The 21,377-nt window shown below is 47.6% G+C and carries 14 protein-coding genes; 7 read left to right on the top strand and 7 right to left on the bottom strand.

Annotation, left to right across the window (positions count from 1 at the left end; genetic code table 11):
* The first annotated feature begins 125 nt into the window (after positions 1-125).
* Positions 126-3,239, top strand: coding sequence for an isoleucine--tRNA ligase (gene ileS / locus RUMAL_RS05010; protein ID WP_013497688.1), 3,114 nt, complete (start codon positions 126-128; stop codon positions 3,237-3,239).
* Between the two features lie 67 nt (positions 3,240-3,306).
* The gene (locus RUMAL_RS05005) at positions 3,307-6,000 is read left to right on the top strand and encodes a valine--tRNA ligase (protein WP_013497687.1); all 2,694 of its coding nucleotides are present in this window, start codon (positions 3,307-3,309) and stop codon (positions 5,998-6,000) included.
* A gap of 58 nt (positions 6,001-6,058) precedes the next feature.
* On the opposite strand, the gene RUMAL_RS05000 is transcribed toward RUMAL_RS05005, so the two are convergent.
* Positions 6,059-7,888: a polysaccharide pyruvyl transferase family protein gene (locus tag RUMAL_RS05000; protein ID WP_013497686.1), complete on the bottom strand. Its 1,830-nt coding sequence runs from the start codon at positions 7,886-7,888 to the stop codon at positions 6,059-6,061.
* A gap of 178 nt (positions 7,889-8,066) precedes the next feature.
* Between RUMAL_RS05000 and RUMAL_RS04995 the strand changes: the two genes are divergently transcribed.
* Positions 8,067-8,726 carry an HAD family hydrolase gene (locus RUMAL_RS04995; protein WP_013497685.1) on the top strand — a complete coding sequence of 220 codons (660 nt, stop codon included), beginning with the start codon at positions 8,067-8,069 and terminating at the stop codon, positions 8,724-8,726.
* A 49-nt stretch (positions 8,727-8,775) separates the two neighbouring features.
* On the opposite strand, the gene RUMAL_RS04990 is transcribed toward RUMAL_RS04995, so the two are convergent.
* Genes RUMAL_RS04990 through RUMAL_RS04980 form a run of 3 tightly spaced genes read right to left on the bottom strand, consistent with a single transcriptional unit; the run spans position 8,776 to position 11,052 of the window.
* The gene (locus tag RUMAL_RS04990; protein ID WP_028504303.1) at positions 8,776-9,579 is read right to left on the bottom strand and encodes a hypothetical protein; all 804 of its coding nucleotides are present in this window, start codon (positions 9,577-9,579) and stop codon (positions 8,776-8,778) included.
* Between the two features lie 5 nt (positions 9,580-9,584).
* A complete protein-coding gene (locus tag RUMAL_RS04985) occupies positions 9,585-10,358 on the bottom strand; it encodes an EFR1 family ferrodoxin (RefSeq protein ID WP_013497683.1) in 774 nt (257 codons plus the stop codon).
* 4 nt (positions 10,359-10,362) lie between these two features.
* A complete protein-coding gene (locus tag RUMAL_RS04980) occupies positions 10,363-11,052 on the bottom strand; it encodes a DUF2461 domain-containing protein (protein ID WP_013497682.1) in 690 nt (229 codons plus the stop codon).
* Between the two features lie 242 nt (positions 11,053-11,294).
* On the opposite strand from RUMAL_RS04980, the gene RUMAL_RS04975 reads away from it, so the two are divergent.
* The 4 genes from RUMAL_RS04975 (at position 11,295) to RUMAL_RS04960 (ending at position 15,134) form a co-directional block, all read left to right on the top strand.
* A complete protein-coding gene (locus tag RUMAL_RS04975; RefSeq protein WP_013497681.1) occupies positions 11,295-11,762 on the top strand; it encodes a GNAT family N-acetyltransferase in 468 nt (155 codons plus the stop codon).
* A gap of 33 nt (positions 11,763-11,795) precedes the next feature.
* Positions 11,796-12,224: a hypothetical protein gene (locus RUMAL_RS04970; RefSeq protein WP_013497680.1), complete on the top strand. Its 429-nt coding sequence runs from the start codon at positions 11,796-11,798 to the stop codon at positions 12,222-12,224.
* Positions 12,225-12,258: 34 nt separating this feature from the next.
* Complete coding sequence (locus RUMAL_RS04965; RefSeq protein ID WP_013497679.1) at positions 12,259-13,875, top strand: ABC-F family ATP-binding cassette domain-containing protein; 1,617 nt, start codon at positions 12,259-12,261, stop codon at positions 13,873-13,875.
* A gap of 272 nt (positions 13,876-14,147) precedes the next feature.
* On the top strand, positions 14,148-15,134 hold the full coding sequence (locus tag RUMAL_RS04960; RefSeq protein WP_419247551.1) for a hypothetical protein: 987 nt from the start codon (positions 14,148-14,150) through the stop codon (positions 15,132-15,134).
* A 42-nt stretch (positions 15,135-15,176) separates the two neighbouring features.
* On the opposite strand, the gene RUMAL_RS04955 is transcribed toward RUMAL_RS04960, so the two are convergent.
* The 3 genes from RUMAL_RS04955 to RUMAL_RS04945 form a co-directional block, all read right to left on the bottom strand.
* A complete protein-coding gene (locus RUMAL_RS04955) occupies positions 15,177-18,794 on the bottom strand; it encodes a response regulator (protein WP_013497677.1) in 3,618 nt (1,205 codons plus the stop codon).
* Positions 18,795-18,999: 205 nt separating this feature from the next.
* Positions 19,000-19,554 (bottom strand): DUF6935 domain-containing protein, encoded by a 555-nt coding sequence (locus RUMAL_RS04950; RefSeq protein WP_013497676.1) that lies wholly within the window; start codon positions 19,552-19,554, stop codon positions 19,000-19,002.
* Positions 19,555-19,576: 22 nt separating this feature from the next.
* Positions 19,577-20,920, bottom strand: coding sequence for a M48 family metallopeptidase (locus RUMAL_RS04945; protein WP_037304497.1), 1,344 nt, complete (start codon positions 20,918-20,920; stop codon positions 19,577-19,579).
* Positions 20,921-21,377: the final 457 nt, after the last annotated feature.

Here is a 21,377-nt window from a genome sequence, read left to right as displayed (position 1 = left end):
TAAATTCGGCAAATTTTAATAAATAATGCTTGACATTGATACTACACAGTGGTATAATTAATTTTGTATATTTTAGGCGCGGGTTAAATAGAACAGCCCCCGCTAAGTAAAGGTGTGTGAAATATTTGAAGTACGAAGAACTGGCAGGAAAGCCGAACATTCCGGAAATACAGGAGGATGTCCTGAAATTCTGGAAAGACGAGAACGTATTTGAAAAATCAGTCAACAAGAAAGCCCCCGAGGTCGTATTCTATGACGGACCTCCCTTCCCTACGGGCAAACCTCACCACGGTACTATACTGGTATCATTCATAAAGGATCTTATTGCCCGCTACTGGACAATGAAGGGCTATAAGGTACCGAGAGTATGGGGCTGGGACTGCCACGGTCTGCCTATCGAGAATCAGGTCGAGAAGGATCTGGGTATCGATGACAAGAACTACATCGAGAATACTTTGGGTATAGACAAGTTCAACGATAAATGCTTTGAGCTGGTAAGCGGCAATAACGAAGCATGGAAGGAATACGTTGAACAGATGGCGCGCTGGGTAGATTACGACGGTGCGTACAAGACCATGAACCCCACATTTATGGAATCCGTAATGTGGGCTTTCAAGCAGTGCTATGACAAGGGTCTTATTTACAGGGATTACAGAGTTACCCCCTACTGCACACACTGCGAAACTTCACTTTCTATATCTGATACAAGAGAATCAGATTCCACAAGACCCCGTCAGGACAGATGGATAATCGCAAAATTCAAGACCGAGGAAGTTATCGACGGCAAGCCCGTATTCTTCCTGGCATGGACAACTACTCCCTGGACACTGCCTTCAAACCTGTGTCTGGCAGTAGGCAAGGATCTTGAATATGCTTTCTGCGATGTAGGCGACGAGATATTCATAGCTTGTACCGCAGTACTGCCGAGATATGACAAGATATTCGGCAAGGAACCCAAGATAGTAAAGACCGCAAAGGGCGAGGAACTGGTCGGCAGGACATACGAGCCTCTGTTCCCCTACTTTGCTGATCTTAAAGATAAGGCATTCAGAGTTGTCACAGCTGACTATGTCGGCGCTGACGAGGGTGTTGGTATCGTACATACCGCTCCCGCTTTCGGTGAGGACGACTACTGGACCTGCAAGAACAACGGCATCCCGCTGGTGAACCCTGTTGACGCTAAGGGCAGATTCACCGAGGAAGTGACCGACTTCTATGAGAAGGACGGCGAGAAGAACGTTATCGAGATGAACCCCACAGTTATCCGCTTCCTATACGAGCAGGGCAAGGCTGTTGCTGACGGTACCATCGAGCATAACTATCCTCACTGCTGGAGATGTAAGAGACCTCTGATATACAAGGCTATGGATGCCTGGTACTTCGATGTTACCAAGATCAAGGACAAGCTGATCGCCCAGAACGAGAATATCAACTGGGTACCCGAGACAGTTAAGCACGGCAGATTCGGCAAGTGGCTCGAAAATGCCCGTGACTGGAACATCTCCAGAAACAGATACTGGTCTACTCCTATCCCGATATGGGAGTGCGACAAGTGCGGCAAGAGAGTCGTACTCGGTTCTATCGACGAGATCGAAGAAAAGAGCGGCGTAAGACTCACAAATCTGCACAGACAGTATATGGATAAGATCAAGTTCAAGTGCGACTGCCCCGACTGCGACGGCACTATGGTAAGAGTACCCGAAGTTCTCGACTGCTGGTTCGAGAGCGGCTCTGTTCCTTTCGCACAGAAACACTATCCATTCGAGAACAAGGAATGGTTCGACAGCCACTTCCCCTCTGACTTCATCGTTGAGTATACAGGTCAGATCAGATGCTGGTTCTACTACCTGCACGTTCTCTCCGTTGCGCTGTTCGATAAGCCCTGCTTCTCTAACTGCGTAGTACACGGTACTATACTGGCTAAGGACGGCAAGAAGCTTTCCAAGTCCTCCAGAAACTACACCGACCCCATGGAACTGATGAAGAAGTTCGGTACCGACGCATTCAGACTGTACCTCTATCAGACAAACGCTATGCTGATAGGCGATCTCCAGTTTGATGACAACGGTATATCCGATGCACTTCAGCAGATCATATTCCCACTGTGGAATGCCTGCAACTTCTACATCAGCTATGCTAATATAGACGATTTCAAGCCTGAGAGCCTGACACCCCCGACTTCCGACAACCAGCTCGACCGCTGGATGCTGGCTAAGCTGTGGGAGGCAAGCGAGGCTATCAGCAAGAATATGGACGCATACTTCGTAAACAAGTATGTCGAGAACCTTATCGAACTGGTAGACGGTCTGACTAACTGGTTCATCAGACGTTCCAGAAGACGTTTCTGGGAGAAGGGTCTTAGCGAGGACAAGAAGAATGCTTACGAAACACTGTACTATGTACTTGTTAATATGTGCAAACTCTTCGCCCCCGCTGCACCTATCATCGCTGAAAAGCTGTACAGGACACTTACAGGCGGCTACTCCGTACATCTGGAGAGCTGGGCTGATATCCCCGAGAGCTTCCGTGATGACAAGCTGCTGGACGAAGTCAAGCTGGTAAGAAATGTTATCTATCTGGCAAGATCTATCAGAAGCAAGAACAACGTTAAGAACCGTCAGCCACTGAGCGAACTGTGTGTTGCACTCAGCGACAGCGAGGGTAATGCAGTTGTCGACAGCTTCAAGGATATCATCGCAGAAGAACTGAACGTTAAGGAAGTAAAGATACTCGAAAGCGCCGAGAGCGTTGCAGAGATCAAGTACGCTCCTAACTTCAACGAGATCAGAAACAGATATCCCGACAAGATACCCGATATCATCAAGGCTGTCAAGAGCGGCAAGTTCAAGCTTGGCGACAAGGCAGTGCTTAACATAAACGGTACCGATGAAGAGTTCGATGCTGAGGTTATACTGGTAACATATCAGGCTAAGGCAGGTCAGCACGTTGCTTCCGATAAGGGCATCGTTGTTTCCCTCGACCTCACCATCACCGATGAGCTCCGTGACGAAGGCTTTGCAAGAGATATCGTAAGAAGCATTCAGGACGCACGCCGTAAGCTGGGCTGCGCTATCACCGACAGGATCTCCATGAAGCTGACAGGCGATGTTCCTGCATCATGGGTAGATTACATCTGCGGCGAAACACTTTCCGACAACAGCGATTTTGCTGATGCTGATACTTCCTATGAAGTAGAGTATGAGGACGGCAGAAAGGTAACTGTTGCACTTAAAAAGTAATTATACAGCCATATCCCCGTTTCCGCAAAGCGGAGGCGGGGTATGGATTTTGAAAGGATAAATCATAATGAAAGAATTATCAAAGACCTACGACCCTCGCGAAGTTGAGAGCCGTACATATAAGGCATGGGAGGAAGCAGGCTGTTTCCGCGGCGTTGCCGACCCCAAGAAAAAGCCCTATTCCATAGCTATGCCGCCCCCGAACGTAACGGGTCAGCTGCATATGGGTCACGCTGTTGACAACACCATGCAGGATATACTCACCCGTTTCAAGAGAATGCAGGGCTATGCCGCACTGTGGATCCCCGGCACCGACCACGCAGCTATCGCGACCGAAGCCAAGATAGTTGAAGCTATGCGTCAGGAGGGTATCACAAAGGCTGACCTCGGACGTGACAAGTTCATGGAGAGAGCATGGGCATGGAAAGAGAAGTTCGGCGGACGTATCGTTGAACAGCTGAGAACTCTAGGTACTTCCTGCGACTGGGAGAGAGAGCATTTCACTATGGACGACCAGTGCTCAAAGGCTGTACTGGAAGTATTTGTAAAGCTCTACGAAGAGGGTCTTATCTACCGCGGAAACCGTATGGTAAACTGGTGCCCCAAATGCCAGACATCTATCTCCGATGCGGAAGTTGAGTACGACAACAAGGACGGCAATTTCTGGCACATACTCTATAAGGTAAAAGAGACAGGCGAGTTCCTTGAGATAGCTACCACCCGTCCCGAAACTATGCTGGGCGATACCGCAGTTGCTATCAACGAGGAAGACCCCAGATACAAGCACCTCCACGGCTGCCACGTTATACTCCCCCTGCTTGACAAGGAGATACCCATAGTATGCGACGAGCACGCCGATATGGAAAAGGGTACAGGCGTAGTTAAGATAACTCCTGCCCATGACCCCAACGACTTTGAAGTTGGTCAGAGACATTCTCTGCCCAGCGTAAGATGCTTCACCTATGACGGCCATATGACAGGCGCTGAGGACAAGGCAGCTTACGAAGAACTGAAAGCCAGCGGTCTGATGGCTGAGGGTGAGCCCGAAGTTCTCGACTGCGGCAAGTACGCAGGCATGACCACAGTTGAAGCAAGAAAGGTCATCGTTGCCGACCTCGAAGCACTGGGTCTGCTGAAAGAAGTTGAACCCCTGAAGCACGATGTAGGCACCTGCTACCGCTGCCACTCCACCATCGAGCCTATGATATCCAAGCAGTGGTTCGTTAAGATGAAGCCTCTGGCTGAACCTGCAATAAAGGCAGTTGAAGATGGCAAGATCAAGTTCGTTCCCGAGAGATTCACCAAGACCTATCTCAACTGGATGAATAATACAAGAGACTGGTGCATTTCCCGTCAGCTGTGGTGGGGTCACCGTATCCCCGCATGGTACTGCGCTGACTGCGGCGAGATAAACGTAGCCAAGGAAGCTCCCTGCAAGTGTAAAAAGTGCGGCAGCACCAACCTCACTCAGGACGAGGACTCACTGGATACATGGTTCTCTTCTGCACTGTGGCCTTTCAGCATACTGGGCTGGCCCGATAAGCAGAGTGACGATTTCAACTACTTCTACCCCACAAGCACACTGGTAACAGGCTATGATATCATCGGCTTCTGGGTAAGCAGAATGATATTCTCCGGTCTTGCATATACAGGCAAGGCACCCTTTGATACCGTACTTATCCACGGTATTGTAAGAGATTCCCAAGGCAGAAAGATGTCCAAGTCTCTGGGCAACGGCATCGACCCTCTGGAGGTGATCGACCAGTACGGTGCTGACGCTCTGAGATTCATGCTGGTACAGGGTTCTTCTCCCGGAAACGATATGCGTTACAGCGAAGAAAAGATCGTTGCCATGAGAAACTTCACCAACAAGATATGGAACGCTTCCAGATTCCTGCTGATGAACATGACCATCGACAAGATCGAGCTTCCCAAGGAGCTGACCCTCGAAGATAAGTGGATACTCTCCAGCCTGAACAAGGTGATAAAGGAAGTTACCTACAACCTCGAACACTTCGAGATGGGCGTAGCCGCACAGAAGGTATACGACTTCATCTGGAACAGCTTCTGCGACTGGTATATCGAGCTGGCAAAGAACCGTTTCAACGGCGAGGACGCACAGGCTAAGAAGAATGTAGAGAACGTTCTTGCTTATGTACTGACAGATATACTGAAAATGCTCCACCCCTTCATGCCTTTCATAACCGAGGAAATATATCAGGCACTCCCCCACGATGAGGGCTACCTGATGATGCAGAGCTGGCCCGAGTACAAGGCTGAACTCGACTTTCCTGCTGACGAGGCAAGAATGGAAAAGATCATGGAAGCTGTACGCGCTGTCCGTGAGTGCCGTTCAGGTCATAACGTTCCCAATTCAAGAAAGGCACACATCACCATAGTTACAGCAAATACAGCTGACTATGCCGAAGCTGCCGACTTCCTGAAGAGACTTGCAAGCGCTTCCGAGGTAACAGTTACCGCTGATGAACCAGCTGATGCAAGCGGCATGGTAACAGTTGCTACCGCTGATGCAAAACTGCTCCTGCCTCTCAGAGAGCTTGTTGATATCGAAGCTGAAAAGGCTCGTATCACCAAGGAGCTCGAAAAGGCAAATAAGGAACTGGACTTTGTAAACAGCAAGCTGAACAACGAAAAGTTCATGTCCAAGGCACCCGAAAAGGTAGTTAACGAGATACGTGAGAAAGAGGTCAAGGCTAAGGCACTTGTAGCTAATCTCACCGAGATGCTCAATAACCTCTGATAAGCATATAAAATCAAGCCATAGCACATTATTCGTGCTATGGCTTTTGTTTTGGATATCATGATGTAAGGTCTTTTATGTACCTCGCAGAATAGAAATTGCTGCCCACCAGATAAGCGCCGCGCTCTATCATTTCAACAGCGTCCCCTACCTTGTCACAGCTGAGTATCACAGGTTTCAGCTTTTTGCTTTTAAGAAGCTCCGCCGTTTCATTGGTGTAGGTCTGTGCCACCATGGATATAGTATCTATCCCGTACTTCTTGCACACCGCGAAAGCCTTGTTTCTGTACTCATCACGCTCCGCAGGATCTGTGGAATCTTTCAGGAAGTATACTATCGTGCAGTCGCATTCCAGCGTTTTCCAGAACTTTATGTCCTTCTCCCGCTGAAAGCGTATCATCGTCCGCTTTTTGCCAAGACCCGTGGCTTTTAGTATACCTGCGATCTCTCGTAGCAGTGCTTCGTGCTGTTCCTTGGGCGGTATACCGATGTCTATCATCAGCCTTGCGTTGCCCCTGACGGCAAATTCCTTAGCTACATCTTCAAAACTACAGGTCTTGTACTTTCCATCATACTTAGCCGTCAGAAAATCCTTAGACGGTATGCCAAGACGACTGTTCTCGTTGTACTCAGCACCCAGCATTTTCAGGTTCTTCTCTGACCAGCCATTTATGCATACTGCCTTATTATCGCAGGTCAGTCGAACATCGGCTTCAAAAACCGTACAGCCCTTATCGAGTCTTCGCTTCATCTCGCTCAGATTGTTCAGCGCTTTGTACTTGTGCTGTATACCTCCAAGTCCGACCTCCATTATCTTGTCAGCAGCCTTACCCTCATACTTAACACCACGAGGTCTACATTCTTTCCGTAAAAATCTTTTCAGCTCATAAGGTGCGGCAAGCTTTGCTATAGCCCCCGCTGACTTTCCGCCCTCGAACATCGCTCTGTCCAGCATCAGCAGTACCTTGTCAGCAGTAAGTTCCTCTGGCTCGATATATCTTTCGGGAGTACCTATCTTCTCGCCCCACATTCTCAGCTTGTCGTTCCATACAAGCCCCACACATGGCAGTCCCAGTGCGCAGGAGGTTATACAAGCGTGCATCCTCACCGCCACCACAGCCTTGAATCCGCTCAGATACTTCACCAGTTGTCTCGCAGATCCCACCTGCGGCAGCTTCTCACAGCCCAGCATCTCACAAAGCTTTACAGCGAACTTCTCATCGCTGTCAAAACCGTTGGTGAATATCTTCCATTTCAAGCCGCGTTCTGTCAGCTTGTCTGTAAGTTCTTTCCAGAAGTTCAGCATATACTCCTCGTCTATACCGACAGCGCCGTAATCCGCGAATATATCTCCGCGGGCAACATTCAGCCCGATCACATCACTTTCAGAAGGAGATATGCGATATACTTTATCAGCCCACACCGCAGTATCAAACACAGGCTTTACCCTCAGCCCCTTGCGGACAGCGTATTCATTCTTGAACAAAGCGTGATCATCCCTTATGGTCACAGCCTTGACCGTTTCCGAATTCAGTGCCCGTTTCAGCCGCTGACAGCGCTCATTGTTCTCGTCATATCCCTCAACACCAACCGCATTCAGGAACACAGGAACTCCGCATTTTTCTGCTTCTTCCACTATCTCAGATAAGCGCTCACAGAATTCCTCATGCTCATATTTTATTAAACCGCCGCCGGCAAACACAACAGCATCAGCATAGCCTATCTGCCATAGGTCAAGACCGGTTATACTGTACCTGAGGATCTTACAGGTGCTGTCAGCCCTGCCAAGGGCTTTATGCAGAAGATACTCCGTACAATCAGCAATTATCGTATCTCCGTAGTTTTTATTTGTAATGCATACAAGCAGTATTTTAAGTCCCTGTTCCATACTTTATTAACGCTCCCCACTGCGCTGTTTTGTGTGAACACTGCGCTGCACCAATTATATCATATATGCCATAAAAAGTAAATACCTCATAGGTCCATATCCGACTTGACATATCCGCTACGGTATGCTAAAATCAAAAGGTAATGAAATTCTTTCGCTAAAAAGTGAGGTCAGTAAAATGAAAATAAACGGATTGATATTCGATATGGACGGACTTATGGTCGATACCGAAAAACTGCTCACCCGTTTCTGGCGTGAAGCTGCTGCTTTCTACGGTTGGGAGATGAAGCAGGAACACGTACTCGGTATACGCTCTCTTGCAGGAAAATACGCAGGTCCCAAGCTGCAGAGGGAGATAAGCCCCGATTTTGATTACGCAAAAGTCCGCCTTAAACGAATTGAACTTATGAACGCATATATCGAAAAAAACGGCATTGAAAAAAAGCCGGGACTGGATGAACTCATCGCCTATGGCAAGGACAGCGGTATGCGCCTTGCTGTGGCAACGGCTACCGATAATATCAGGACAAAGCTGTATCTTGAATCAATAGGTGTTTACCACCACTTTGACAAGGTGGTATGCGGCAATATGGTAAAAAGCTCCAAACCCGATCCGGACATCTATATAACCGCCTCCGCTGAACTGGGTCTTCCGCCTGCTGAATGTATCGCGCTGGAGGATTCACCAAACGGTATAAAGTCCGCAAAGGGTGCAGGATGCGTACCTGTATTTGTACCCGATCTTTCACAGCCCGACGATGAGATCTCCGGGCTGATGTACGCCTGCTGTGAGACCCTTGCCCATGTTATACCCGTTATAGAAGAACTGAACAAATAAGTATATCCCCTGCGCACAGCTGTGTGTACAGGGGATATTTTTTGTACAATTATTCTTTTTCGGATGCTTTTTCGGATGATACTTCGGAATTTTCCTCCTCATCATCGGCTTCATCTCCGACAAATATGGTTTTCTGCATATCCTTCAGTTCATCATCTTCAAGCTCTTTGCCGTCAAGCGTAATGCCCTCAGGGGTAATATCCTTGAATATGTAACCGTCATGCTCAACATTCACAGTGATCTCCGCAGTCTTGCCTTCGTGAGTACCGCTGTATGTAACAGCGTAGATATCTCCCGTATGGGTACAATCACTTTCGTACTTACTATCATCGAACCAGCCCTCCAGCTGACTGCCGATAGTCTTATCATCATCAGGTTCTTTATACCCAAGCACTGAAACAGGTGTCATCTCCAGCCTTTCGATGATACTGTCCGCATCGACCGTAAGACCCTTCACGAATCCGTTTGAGAAAAACGCTGCCACCATAAGTATACCCATAACGATACCCTTTGTGGTTCCAACTCCACGCGCCTTATCCCTTCGGTAAAGGTAAAGAGGAGGTATCAGCACTGCCTTTTTTAAACCTTGCCTTGTCATATCGTCAAGGTCGTCTGCGTGTCTGAGATCAGCATAGCATCCGAAAAACATAAGACCTATGACCATCAGCCACAGCACCGCACCCGAATACTTATCCACTGCGAAGCTCTCCATGACCATACCTATCAGCGGCAGCAGGGTAATGAACCACAGTCCGCCGCCTGTCGAACGTTCGCCCCTTGCAAGTCTCGGCTTTATCACGAATTTTTGCTCGGGCGAATACTGCCATACCTGCTGCATATCATTTATATCCATGATAACTATTTATACCTCCAAGTGATATTAGGCTTTTTCCTGCATAAATATCTGTCCCTGCCCACAGTACTTCTGCCGTACTCGATAGCCCCGGTGGGACATCCGCATATGCATGACATACAGTGCATACATTTTTCTCCCCATACGGGTCTGCCGCCAACTATGCTTATACTGCCGTATGGACAGACATCCGCACATCTGCCGCAGCCTGTGCATTTATCGGTGGTACGAAATTTTCTGCTTGATACGCAGGCACCGAAGAACCAGGGATTCACCAGTTTCGTAAAAGGTTTCAGCAGCTTCATATCCAGACGATCTTTCAGTACCTCACCTCTGCTGATAGTGTTGACTATACCGACCAGTTCACTGTTAGCCATTCTGAAAATATGCTTCTGCTCTTCCTCTTTCGGGGGCTTATACATGACTATGTAGTTTTCCGGCATAGGTACGCCTGCAAATCCCATGAAAGTAAGACCCTTTTTATCGCATATCTTCTTCAGATACCTTGCAGCATCACCTGTCTGTGATTCACAGGTAGCCACAAAGTATACCTTATCACTTCCCCAGAAGTCAGAACGTTCAAGAAAGCCCTCGACCAGCGGCGGAAATCTCCACGCATATATGGGCGCACATATTATATACGGCGCTTTTGAATAGAACTTTGTCTTGACACCTGTCCTTATAAAGTCTCTCATATCCTTGACTTGACAACGGAGAAGCTGTCCTATGACCTCTGCCGCATAACGGGTATTGCCTGTACCGCTGAAATACAAGACCATATTCTCACCTCGTTTTCGCTGTATCTTCTGCCGCCACTGAATCTTCCGCCTTGATAAAAAGCTCATAAACAGGGGCTATCCTTTCAAAGTCTGCCTTGACCCTTTCGCAAAGCTTATCACCGAAAAACAACTCGGCATCGTCACTTGTATGAAGCACTGCCAGATTTCTCCTGTTTAGCCAGTTTTTGAATCGCAGCGGTTCATTCGGGAACCTGTCTCTCTTGTACGGCTCACCATCCAGCACAAGGCTCTCCTGCCTGTCGTAAGCATCCAGAGCCTTCATCGCTGCCTTATCACGGTTGAGTATAAGTGTGCGGACAGTATCCATCACAGGCGTGGGTATATGATAATATCCGCAGCCCCAGCCGAAGTCATCAGGACTTATCCAGAAGAAAAACTCAGGCTTGCTCACATACTGTTCCTTGGGACGCATAAGCGAGAACCATATACTTTTCTTGAAGAACATACCGTCCCTCATCAGCCTTACATCTTTATATATACGACTGATCTTCTTCGGCGAGCATACGATCCTGCTGTCTATGCGCTTCATAAGCGGTGTAAGATACTCTATCATCTCCCGCATGGGAACAAGCACTTCCCTTTCGTAGGTCTCCTTGTTCGCCTTGAACCATTCCTTGTCGTTGCGGGTATAGTTTTCAAACAAAAACTGCGGTGCTTCAGGTGTGAAAGGCATATCTGTTTCCTCTGCTTTCTTTCTGTCTCTCGTGTCCTATCCTTATTCTTATTGATCATGTATAGACTCCCTGCTCCTGTCTTCAAAGGGGCAGTATCTATTCAGATATATTATAACCTATTTTTCCCAAACAGTCAACTGCTTTGTTCAGATTTTAGTTTTTTCCGTATGATTTGCCGATTTACAAAGCTTACGTAAAATGTTATAATCTTAAAGTATGATATTATGCGGAGGTGTGTCCTGTGAGACCTGAATACAAACGCGCTGACATCAGCGACCTTGATATACTCGTTTCATCAAGGATAAAAGTTCTGATATCTGCGAACAGACTGCCCGATGATACGGATATGTCCGTGATAGAACAGCAGTCCCGGGAATATTACAGGCAGTCCCTGACGGACGGCAGCCATACCGCATATCTCGTTTATGTCGGTGATGATATCATCGCCGCAGGGGGAGTAAGCTATTACAGGGTAATGCCCACCTGCGATGTTCCCACAGGGAGAAAAGCCTATATAATGAATATGTACACCGACCCCGCATACCGCAGACAGGGCATAGCCACAAAAATACTCGACCTGCTTACCTGTGACGCTAAAGCTAAAGGCATAACTTTCATCTCACTTGAAGCCACAGATATGGGGAGACCTCTCTACGAGAGATACGGATTTGTACCTATGGAACATGAGATGATACTCCCCACTGAATAAGGAGAAAAGAATGTTAATTATTCGGATAACGATATGGAGAATTTTTCTCTCCATGACTGCCGTGCCACCAGCCTTACCTTTGGTGACAGCACGCTGACTTTCGGATTTGAAGAGGGTTTCTGGTATATCAAGGGGACTGCCATGCTTTCCTGTGATACGGGCAAAAGCGAGATAGAATTCCATACAGTCTACCCCGATATGCACCGAAATATCCATGTTGATATATTTGAATGGCGCGATGAAGGCGACGACTCTATCTGCCTGCGCAGAGATCTCCCCTTTGAGGAGTTCGTTAAACTTATGAACAGCGGTATGAAGATAGAATTTCTCAAAGAGTACAAGGGCTATCAAAGCTATCTCTACGAATGCGACCTGTTCGGCTGCGGCAAATACGGCGATATCGAAGCTACGATAACAATTTCCGCGGATAACATCACCTACCGCTGGAACGATAAAGAGTAAAGTAAGGATATTCAATATTAAGGAGTAAAGTAAAATGATAACAGTTTCAAACGTCAGCCTGTCCTTTGGCGGACAGCTTCTTTTCAAGGACGTAGACCTCAAGTTCACCAACGGCAACTGCTATGGTATCATAGGTGCCAACGGCGCAGGCAAATCCACATTCCTGCGCATACTCAACGGCGAACTTGAACCCACCACAGGCGAGGTAGCTATCACCAAGGGCGAGCGCCTTTCCGTGCTGAAGCAGGACCACTTCGCGTATGATGAGTATACCGTACTGGATACAGTCATCATGGGCAACAAGCGCCTTTATGATATCATGCAGGAGAAAGACGCCCTCTATGCCAAGGAAGATTTCTCCGAGGAAGACGGTGACCGCGCAGGTCAGCTGGAAAGCGAATTTGCAGAACTCAACGGCTGGGAGGCTGAATCCGATGCTTCCAAGCTGATACAGGGTCTGGGTCTCTCCGAAGACCTTCTCTATCAGCAGATGTCAGGACTATCGGGTAACGAGAAAGTCAAGGTACTGCTGGCACAGGCACTTTTCGGCAATCCCGATATCATCATGCTGGACGAGCCTACAAACCACCTGGATATCGACGCTATCCGCTGGCTTGAAGATTTCCTTGCAGACTACTTCGGTACTGTACTGGTTGTCAGCCACGACAGACACTTTCTCAACAATGTCTGCACACATATCGTTGATATCGACTACACCAAGATCAAGATGTACGTGGGCAACTACGAATTCTGGTACGAGTCCTCACAGCTGATGCAGAGACTTATCAAAAACCAGAACAAGAAAGCCGAGGAAAAGATCAAGGAGCTACAGGAGTTCATCAACCGTTTCTCCGCAAACAAATCCAAGTCCCGTCAGGCTACTGCAAGACGTAAGCTTCTGGATAAGCTGAGCGTTGAGGAAATGCCCGCATCATCGAGAAAATACCCGTTCATCGGCTTCAATATCGACCGCGAGCTGGGCAAGGATATACTGAAAGTAAATAATGTCTCCAAGACAGTTGACGGCGTAAAGCTTCTCAACAATGTCAGCTTCACACTCTCCCGCACCGATAAGGTGGCATTTATAGGCGAAAGCGAACAGGCTATAACCGCACTTTTCAAGATACTCGCTGAGGAGACCGAACCCGATGAGGGTACTATCAAGTGGGGCGTATCCACTTCACGTTCATACTTCCCTGTTGACAACTCCGAGTATTTCAACGGACACACCGAAAGCATAGTTGACTGGCTTCGCCCCTACTCCACTTCCGAGGTAACAGATACATTTCTCCGCGGATTCCTGGGACGTATGCTGTTCTCAGGCGACGAGATATACAAGCCCGTTGAGGTACTCTCAGGCGGTGAAAAGGTAAGATGTATGTTCAGCCGAATGATGCTTTTCGGCTCCAACGTTATCCTGCTTGACCGCCCCACCAACCACCTCGACCTCGAATCCATCACCGCAGTAAACAACGCACTGCGTGATTTCAAGGGTGTTGTTATATTCGCAAGCCACGACCACGAGATAGTACAGACCGTTGCAAACCGCATCATCGAGATAACACCCGACGGCTGTATCGACCGTGCAGGAACCTACGAAGAATTCCTTGAATGGAGAAGAGAACAGGGCATGAAGTCCTTTATCGAATAACTACTAACCTCCCCCGAGCCATGATCGAGGGAGGTCTTTTGTATATAGGGGCTTCACTGTAAAACATTGGCATTTTATTAACACATACAAATATCATCATTTATTAAATATATCAACATATCCTGCAACACTCACAAAAGACATGACAGATATCCATGATAATTAAGCGTACACAAAAATAACAGCCAATAAGTTCAAAAAAACTTAATTGAATTGGATAATGGGTTATGTTATAATTTTTATAGGATTTGTTTACAGTGAAAGATCACGAGGTGATCATATTGTTCGATAAGAAAAAAATAATACCCATACTGATAAGCGCAGTACTATGCTCGCTTATGGTAGCGGTATCAGATATAACAGGCGACACCGATATCATTTTTCCCGAGATATGCGCTGTTGCCCTCGGAGCACTGGCTGCACCTGTACGTTCGTGGAACACAAGCAAACTTCGGCTGTTGCTTCTGATGACCGCCTCAGCACTTCTGGGAATGGCTGTTGTCAGATTTGTGCCTGTTCCTATGTATATCAAGATCCCCATAGGTCTTGCCGCGGTGATGACACTCATTACCATTTCGCAGACAGATTTTCTGCCGGCCATATCAACCTGCATACTCCCGATAATGAACAGCACACAAAATTTTACCTACCCGCTGTCGATATTCATACTGACAGGGCTCATACTTTCAGCACAGCATATACTTGAAAAAACAGGAATGCGCAGCAAACACCGTTATGTTCACATTGAGCCTGACAAAGCGCTTATAACGCTTCGCATCAAACAGGTGATAACAATTGGTATTGTGTGCTTTCTGCCCGTAATCCTTGGCAAACCATTCTTAATAATGCCGCCGCTGATGGTCGCATACGCTGAGATGTCCACGCCCGGTTCACCTATAAAAAAGAATATGACTACAGCAACTGCCATGATGGCACTGTGCACATTCATCGGCTGCTCTTCACGGATACTTCTTTGTGAAATCGCAGGACTTCCAATGGCTGCTGCCGCAGGTATCACCTGTTGTGCAGTATTGCTGGCAGTGGATAAAACCGAATTTTACTTTCCGCCCTGCGGTGCTATAAGTATGCTGCCGTTCATGATACCACAGCATACGCTTATAAGATTCCCGTTCCTGGTAACGGTAGGTTTTATGATATTCGCACTTATATCTCTGCTGTCCTCAAACAATCTGAGCCGCGAAAAAAAATCGTGTACCGATGAAAGAGCCGAACGTACCGAAGCAATTGAAAATATATGAAAGCAAAGCCCGTGAACGCTGATCAACGTTCACGGGCTTATATCATACATCAAGCCTTTTTCTTACAGCCGCAGATATACGCTCAAGCTCAGCAAGTGTACCGTCGATATCGGGTTCATCCTCAGTGCGGCCGCGGTAGTACATCTCTCCCGCATAAGCCATCTCACCTAAGCTTTCAGCGCCTATCGTCCTGGCTGCACCTTTGAGGGAATGCAGCTTTATCATAGCATTTTCCCTGTCATCCTCCGCGATGTACCTGCGTATGCTCTCTGCATATTCCTCAGCCGAATCGGCAAACGCTTCAAGGGTCAGCCTGTAATTATCCTCACCGCCGCAGTGCTTTATGCCTGTATCCGCATCAAGACCATCAATGCCGTTAAAACCCTTGTCTGCCAAAGCGTTCTCACCTGCATTAAGCTCCTCCAGCTTTGCGCTACCCAGCCATATGTCATTGGTGAAATCCTGCTCGTTCATCCTGTAGTCGGTATCATCGTCTATCATCTGTATCATAGCCGCCGCAACATCAGGGTCGAACTGCGTTCCGCTGCACCTGATGAACTCATCCCTGACCTTCTGCTGCTCCATGGGCTTTGAGTACGTTCTTGTGGAAGTCATAGCATCATAGCAGTCCGCAGCACATATTATACGCGCCGCTTCTGGGATGTCCTTTCCTTTCAGACCGTCGGGATATCCGCTGCCGTCATACCTCTCGTGGTGGGATCTTGCTCCTGTTGCAAGCCCCGGCATCTCGGTTATGGAAGACAGTATCTCACTGCCTATGACAGTGTGCCGCTTTATCTGCATGAATTCCTCATCCGTCAGCCTCGATGTCTTGTTGAGTATATCCTCACTGACACCTATCTTGCCGATATCGTGCATAAGTCCCATGCGGAATATCTGCTGCTGCTCCGCCTCGCTCTTACCAAGCCTGCGTGCAAGTTCAGCCGAGTATATCGCCACACGGTTGGAATGTCCGTTGGTGTAATGATCCTTCGCGTCAACGGTCTTAGCCAGCGCCATCATCATTTCCAGCGACAGCCTTTCGCTTCGGATCTGCTGCCTGTCAACCTCGCTTTTCAAGCCCGACTGCAGCTGATAAAGCTCTGCCGCGTGTTTCGTCCTCTGCAAAAGCACCTCCGGCGAGAAAGGCTTTTTAACATAGTCAGCCGCTCCGTTTTTGAAACCTGTGCTCTCAGCCTCGGCACTGTCATCGCCTGTAACGAATATAACAGGTATATCCCTGATATCGGGATCTTCTTTCAACTTTTCCAGAACTTCAAACCCGTTCATACCCGTAAGGCTGATATCCAGCAGCACAACATCGGGCATTTGCCCTTTTGTGAGCATTATCGCTTTCTCACCTGTGTCGCAGGTTATTACATCGAATGCCTTGCTGAGTATATTTTTAGCAGTGGTCCTGATGACAGCATCATCATCTACCACCAGTACCTTCGGTGCGGTCTTTATAGTACGCCGCTCGGTAACTGTCTGCACCTCCAGCTTTTCCTTCGGCAGTATACCTGCCATCATCTTTTCCAGACGTTCACCGTCTATAGGCTTTGAAAGATAATCATTGAATCCCGCTTCGATATACATCTCCCTTGCGCCTGATACTGCGTTGGCAGTCAGTGCGATGCACACAGCATCCTCCCTGCCCTCCATAGCACGGAGCCTTTTCATTGTTTCTATGCCGTCCATATCGGGCATCATGTGGTCGATAAAATATATATCATAAGTGTTCAGCGCAGCAAGCCGCAAAGCCTCTGCTCCCGATGAAGCAGTATCTATGCCCACCAGTGTCTTTTTGAGCAGACCCTTGAACACTGTCAGATTCATGGCATTGTCATCCACTACCAGCACCCTTGCCGTCGGTGCATGGAAAAGTTCACGGTAAACAGCAACTCCCTTGCCGCCGGAGAAACGCTTTGTAAAATCACCCACAGGCTGCCACTTGGCGACCTGCTGTTCAACTGCAAAGGAAAACACCGAGCCCTTTCCGTAAATGCTGTTTATCTCCAGCTCACTGCCCATAAGTTCAAGCAGCTGCCTGGTTATGCTCATACCAAGACCCGTACCCTCGATGGAACGGTTCTTTCCTTCCTCGATACGCGAGAACGGTGAGAACAGCTTGTCCATATTCTCCTGCTTGATACCCATTCCCGTATCACTCACAGTGAATCTGAGCTTTATGCTTTTATCACCTGTTTTCTCATACCCGACCTCAAAGTGCACACTGCCCTTCTCAGTGTATTTTACAGCATTTGTCAGCAGGTTCAGCGCACACTGCTTGACCCTTATCTCATCGCCCACGAGCATATGTGGTATACCGCTGTCAACCTTAACATCGAACCTGAGCCCTTTTTTATCAGCACGGGGACGTATCATATTCACAAGGTCATTTATAGCTGAACCCAGCTCGTACTGCGTTGGTATCAGCTCCATCCTGCCCTGCTCTACCTTTGAGAAATCAAGTATATCATTTATGAGCGAAAGCAGCGTCCTGCCCGCGTTCCTGATATCCTCAGCATACCCTATTATCTGGCGTTCTCCGCTCTCACGAAGGATCATCTCGTCCATACCGAGCACTGCGTTTATAGGCGTTCGTATCTCATGGGACATATTGGCAAGGAATGCAGATTTTGCACGGTTCGCCTTATCAGCTATAAGGCTCTGTTCGCGCAGCTGCTCCATGTAATTGTAATGCTCGGTATCGTCTATCAGTCTGTACAGACGTCCGAAATTCTCGCCCTCATACTCCAGCGCTTCTATGCACGGAGTATATTTGCGTTCACCCATGGTGATGACCTCATCATCCTCTATTGCCTTCCCGATGATATCAAGCGTTTCTTCAGGGGCATCTGCAAGCTGAGGATACAGCTCCCTGGCAGGCTCATTGAAATACCTGACCCTGCCTTCGGTATCCACTGCTATAAGACCTTCCGAAAGCTTATCTACAACGTATTCCCTTGTAAGCTCCAGGGTATCCAGCAGGTCATACTTGAATATAGCTATATACATTATTACCGTACTTATTGAGTATCCCATTGAAGTCAGGTTGTATCCGTTTGTTATGCCCGTCAGGTAGATTATGTATGATATTACCTCCACCACGACCGATGCAGCTATGTATCTAAGCCTTTTCAGGCTCTTCTTGTTCTTCTCCTTATGTATCGTCAGGAAAAGTATCAGCAGACCGTAAACTATATATCCTATAAGCAGAAGTGTATACACATGATGCCACGGTCCCGCATCATAGGTAAGGTGCGGATGTACACCGCCTTTATCGTAACCCATATTCCTGTAATACAGCTGATGCCATTCATTTGTCATAACAGCAACGTAGGTCAGCGCATGAAGGGCACCAAGAAACATCATGGTGTTTTTCTTCGTCCTTACACCGCAAAGCTCCACAATGAATATAAGCAGAGAGAACGGTATCCATACCGCCCCCACATACGAAAGTTTCTGAGCTGTCAATGCTTCATCATAGCTGTCAGAAAGCATGACCTGCAGTACACCTGCATTGTTTACCATCGTAGCTGCACAGTTCAGCAGAAGATATCCGTGTATCCTGCTTTTCCAGTTTCTGAATATATAAGCGCTCTCAAACAGCAGGCCAAATATGCTGAGATACTGTACTGTCAGTACAACATAATACATATCATCACCCCAAATTTAACGTTTTCCGTTATCAGCAAGATCCCCATATCCTATCATTCGGATATACCATAAATTCAACACTATATAAACCCATAGATCATTTCATATTTAATTATACTATACCACTCACGAAATGTCAATAACACAAAAAATTAAAAAAACAGACACATCTATCGTATAACGCAGAAGTGTCTGTACTTTTTTATCATGCCCAGGGATCAGTTGACTCGGGAGGACGTATACCTGCCAGCAAAAACTGCTCCCACAGATACCACTTGCCGTCCTTTGCAAGCCTCAGCTGTACTGCACGCGGACTGTCAGCACCACCCGACTGCAAATACAGCTTGGCATAACCGCTGTCCTGATATGAATATGGATTTTCACTGACCCTGACCGTATAAGGCTGTGACGGCTTATAATCATTAGCAGGTGAAGCACCGCTGAAATAACTCCGCGGAACATAGTCAGCATCCATGAACCTGTCACGCAGGAACTGCTGTTCATAGGTTGAAAGAGGCTGAGGTCCTTTGAGAAAATTCAGCATCTGTATACAGGTATCCTTGTCCGTGGGATAAAAACACAGCGCAAGTACTGTCAGTGCTGCTGTCTTGAACGGGTCATCCATAGCAGCCTGCGGCAGTGCTGTGAACTCTGCAAAATTATCGGGCAGCTTTGTAAAAACAATATCTTCTGTCCTGTTGCCTGAACTCTGCTGCGCATTCTGTACTGCGGGCGAACCAATATTGTCAAAAATCCCCATTCTCGTGACCTCCTCTACTCTATCACTGTGCCATAACGTGATACCTTATGGATACAGGTGCATCCAGTCTGAACCATGTATTCTTGTCGAACCTGTCTGTATGGTCTATTGAAATATGCGCTATGCTGTATTCCTTTATCAGGAATTTCACCTTGATATCGGGCTGTTCACATACTGATATATTCGTGAATCCCAGTGCACGCAGTTCATCTATCACAGTGCGGTAATCCCTGCCGCTGTAGCCTACGCTGGAATAAGGCACACAAACCTCATTCGGGTGAGCTGCCTTTTCTTCCTCTGCCGAAAGCGGTACATAAGCAGTTATCACCCAAGCCGTATCTGCAGGAAGCCATTCGCCTTTCTTTATGTCTGTCCTGCCGTTGGCTGTAATAGATATTACACCGTTCACAGGCACACCTGCCTTAACTTCGGCAGAACGCACTATCGTAACATTCGTAAATCCTGCAGTCCTCAGCTCGTCAGCTGTCTTTGAAGCATCTTTCTTTATATAGCTGCCTGCATTCTCGTTCATGGGAACATTACCGTGAACGGCACTTCCCTCTTCCTCATCAAGATACTTGATTATACTCTTGAATTCATTTGTCTTGCACCACTCGTTACATTCGTATGCACGCACCGCATTGAGGGGGTGGCTCCTTGCGGAGAACATCATGAACTCCAGCGTCTTGTTGAATGCCGAGCCGCTGACCATATCTCGGTACTCCTTAGCCTGCTCCAGAAAAGCCTCGGTATTTGCCTGTACGGGAGAATCCTTCTCACAGCCTGCAAGCCTCATGCACACCTCTACAACACTGTCACCCGAACCGCCGCAGACTGCAGCAGCCCTGTCCGCAGAAAACTCACTGCACCTCATCCAGTAATAGAAAGCCATCTGCAAAGGGGCAGTCAACAGCGGTGAAAGTCCCAGCAATCCTGCCGAGCCGCCCAGTATCATCCTGCCCATTGTAGAATACAGCACATGATGACAAGCTATATGTCCGCACTCATGTGCCAGCACCGATGGTATAAGTTCATGGGGCAGCGAAGCCACCAGCCCCGTTGTCATCACTATGAAAGGATCGTTCTCCCCGGAAGTATAAGCATTCGGATAAGGGTCAGTGGTCATAAAAAGCTCGGGCTCCTTTATACCCAGACGCTTGCATATAGGTTTTAGCATCTCATAGTACTCAGGCATCTGCTTTTCGCTTATCCTTACAAGCGTAGACATATTCATCAGCTTGAACTGCTTTTCATTCCATATCTTCATGAAACCTCTCAGCAGCGGAGTAAAGCCGGGAATAGCTTTCAGGGCATTTAGCGCAGTGCGATCAGATTCATGGATAAAAAGGTCGGGATTAACAGACATTTTTGTCACCTCATATTTCTTTAGTCTTTTTTTCTTAACACAGGGCACAGCATCTGCCGTAAACCCTTTAGATCATTATAGCACATCACAACAAAATATGCAATAGTTATTAATAGAATTTGTTTATTGTGTTTCAAGACTTCAATCATGAGCGTAAACTGCCAAGAAGTGAGCTTTTGGTCAAGCTTTTCGCGAAAAGCTTGCGGGAGTTTGAGGGCAGAGCCCTCAACTCAAGGTGCAAAGGCGACGTAGCAACAAAGAGCTATAAATAGAACAGCAAACTCCCGACCCTGTCAATAAGGCGCGGCAATATAGGCATACAGAGCGTGGACAATCAAACGTCCACGCTCTTTCTGTATGCGTAAATATATTGCCCGCGCCCGCCGTCAAACAGCGAAGCGTCTTTGACGGCTCGACCCGAACGAAGAGAGGGACGAAAACTCACAAACCAATGTTC

The sequence above is a fragment of the Ruminococcus albus 7 = DSM 20455 genome, assembly GCF_000179635.2.
GTDB classification, from domain to species: Bacteria; Bacillota; Clostridia; order Oscillospirales; family Ruminococcaceae; genus Hominimerdicola; species Hominimerdicola alba.
Note: the sequence above shows the minus strand (reverse complement) of the source record. Positions and strands in the feature narration are given on the sequence as shown.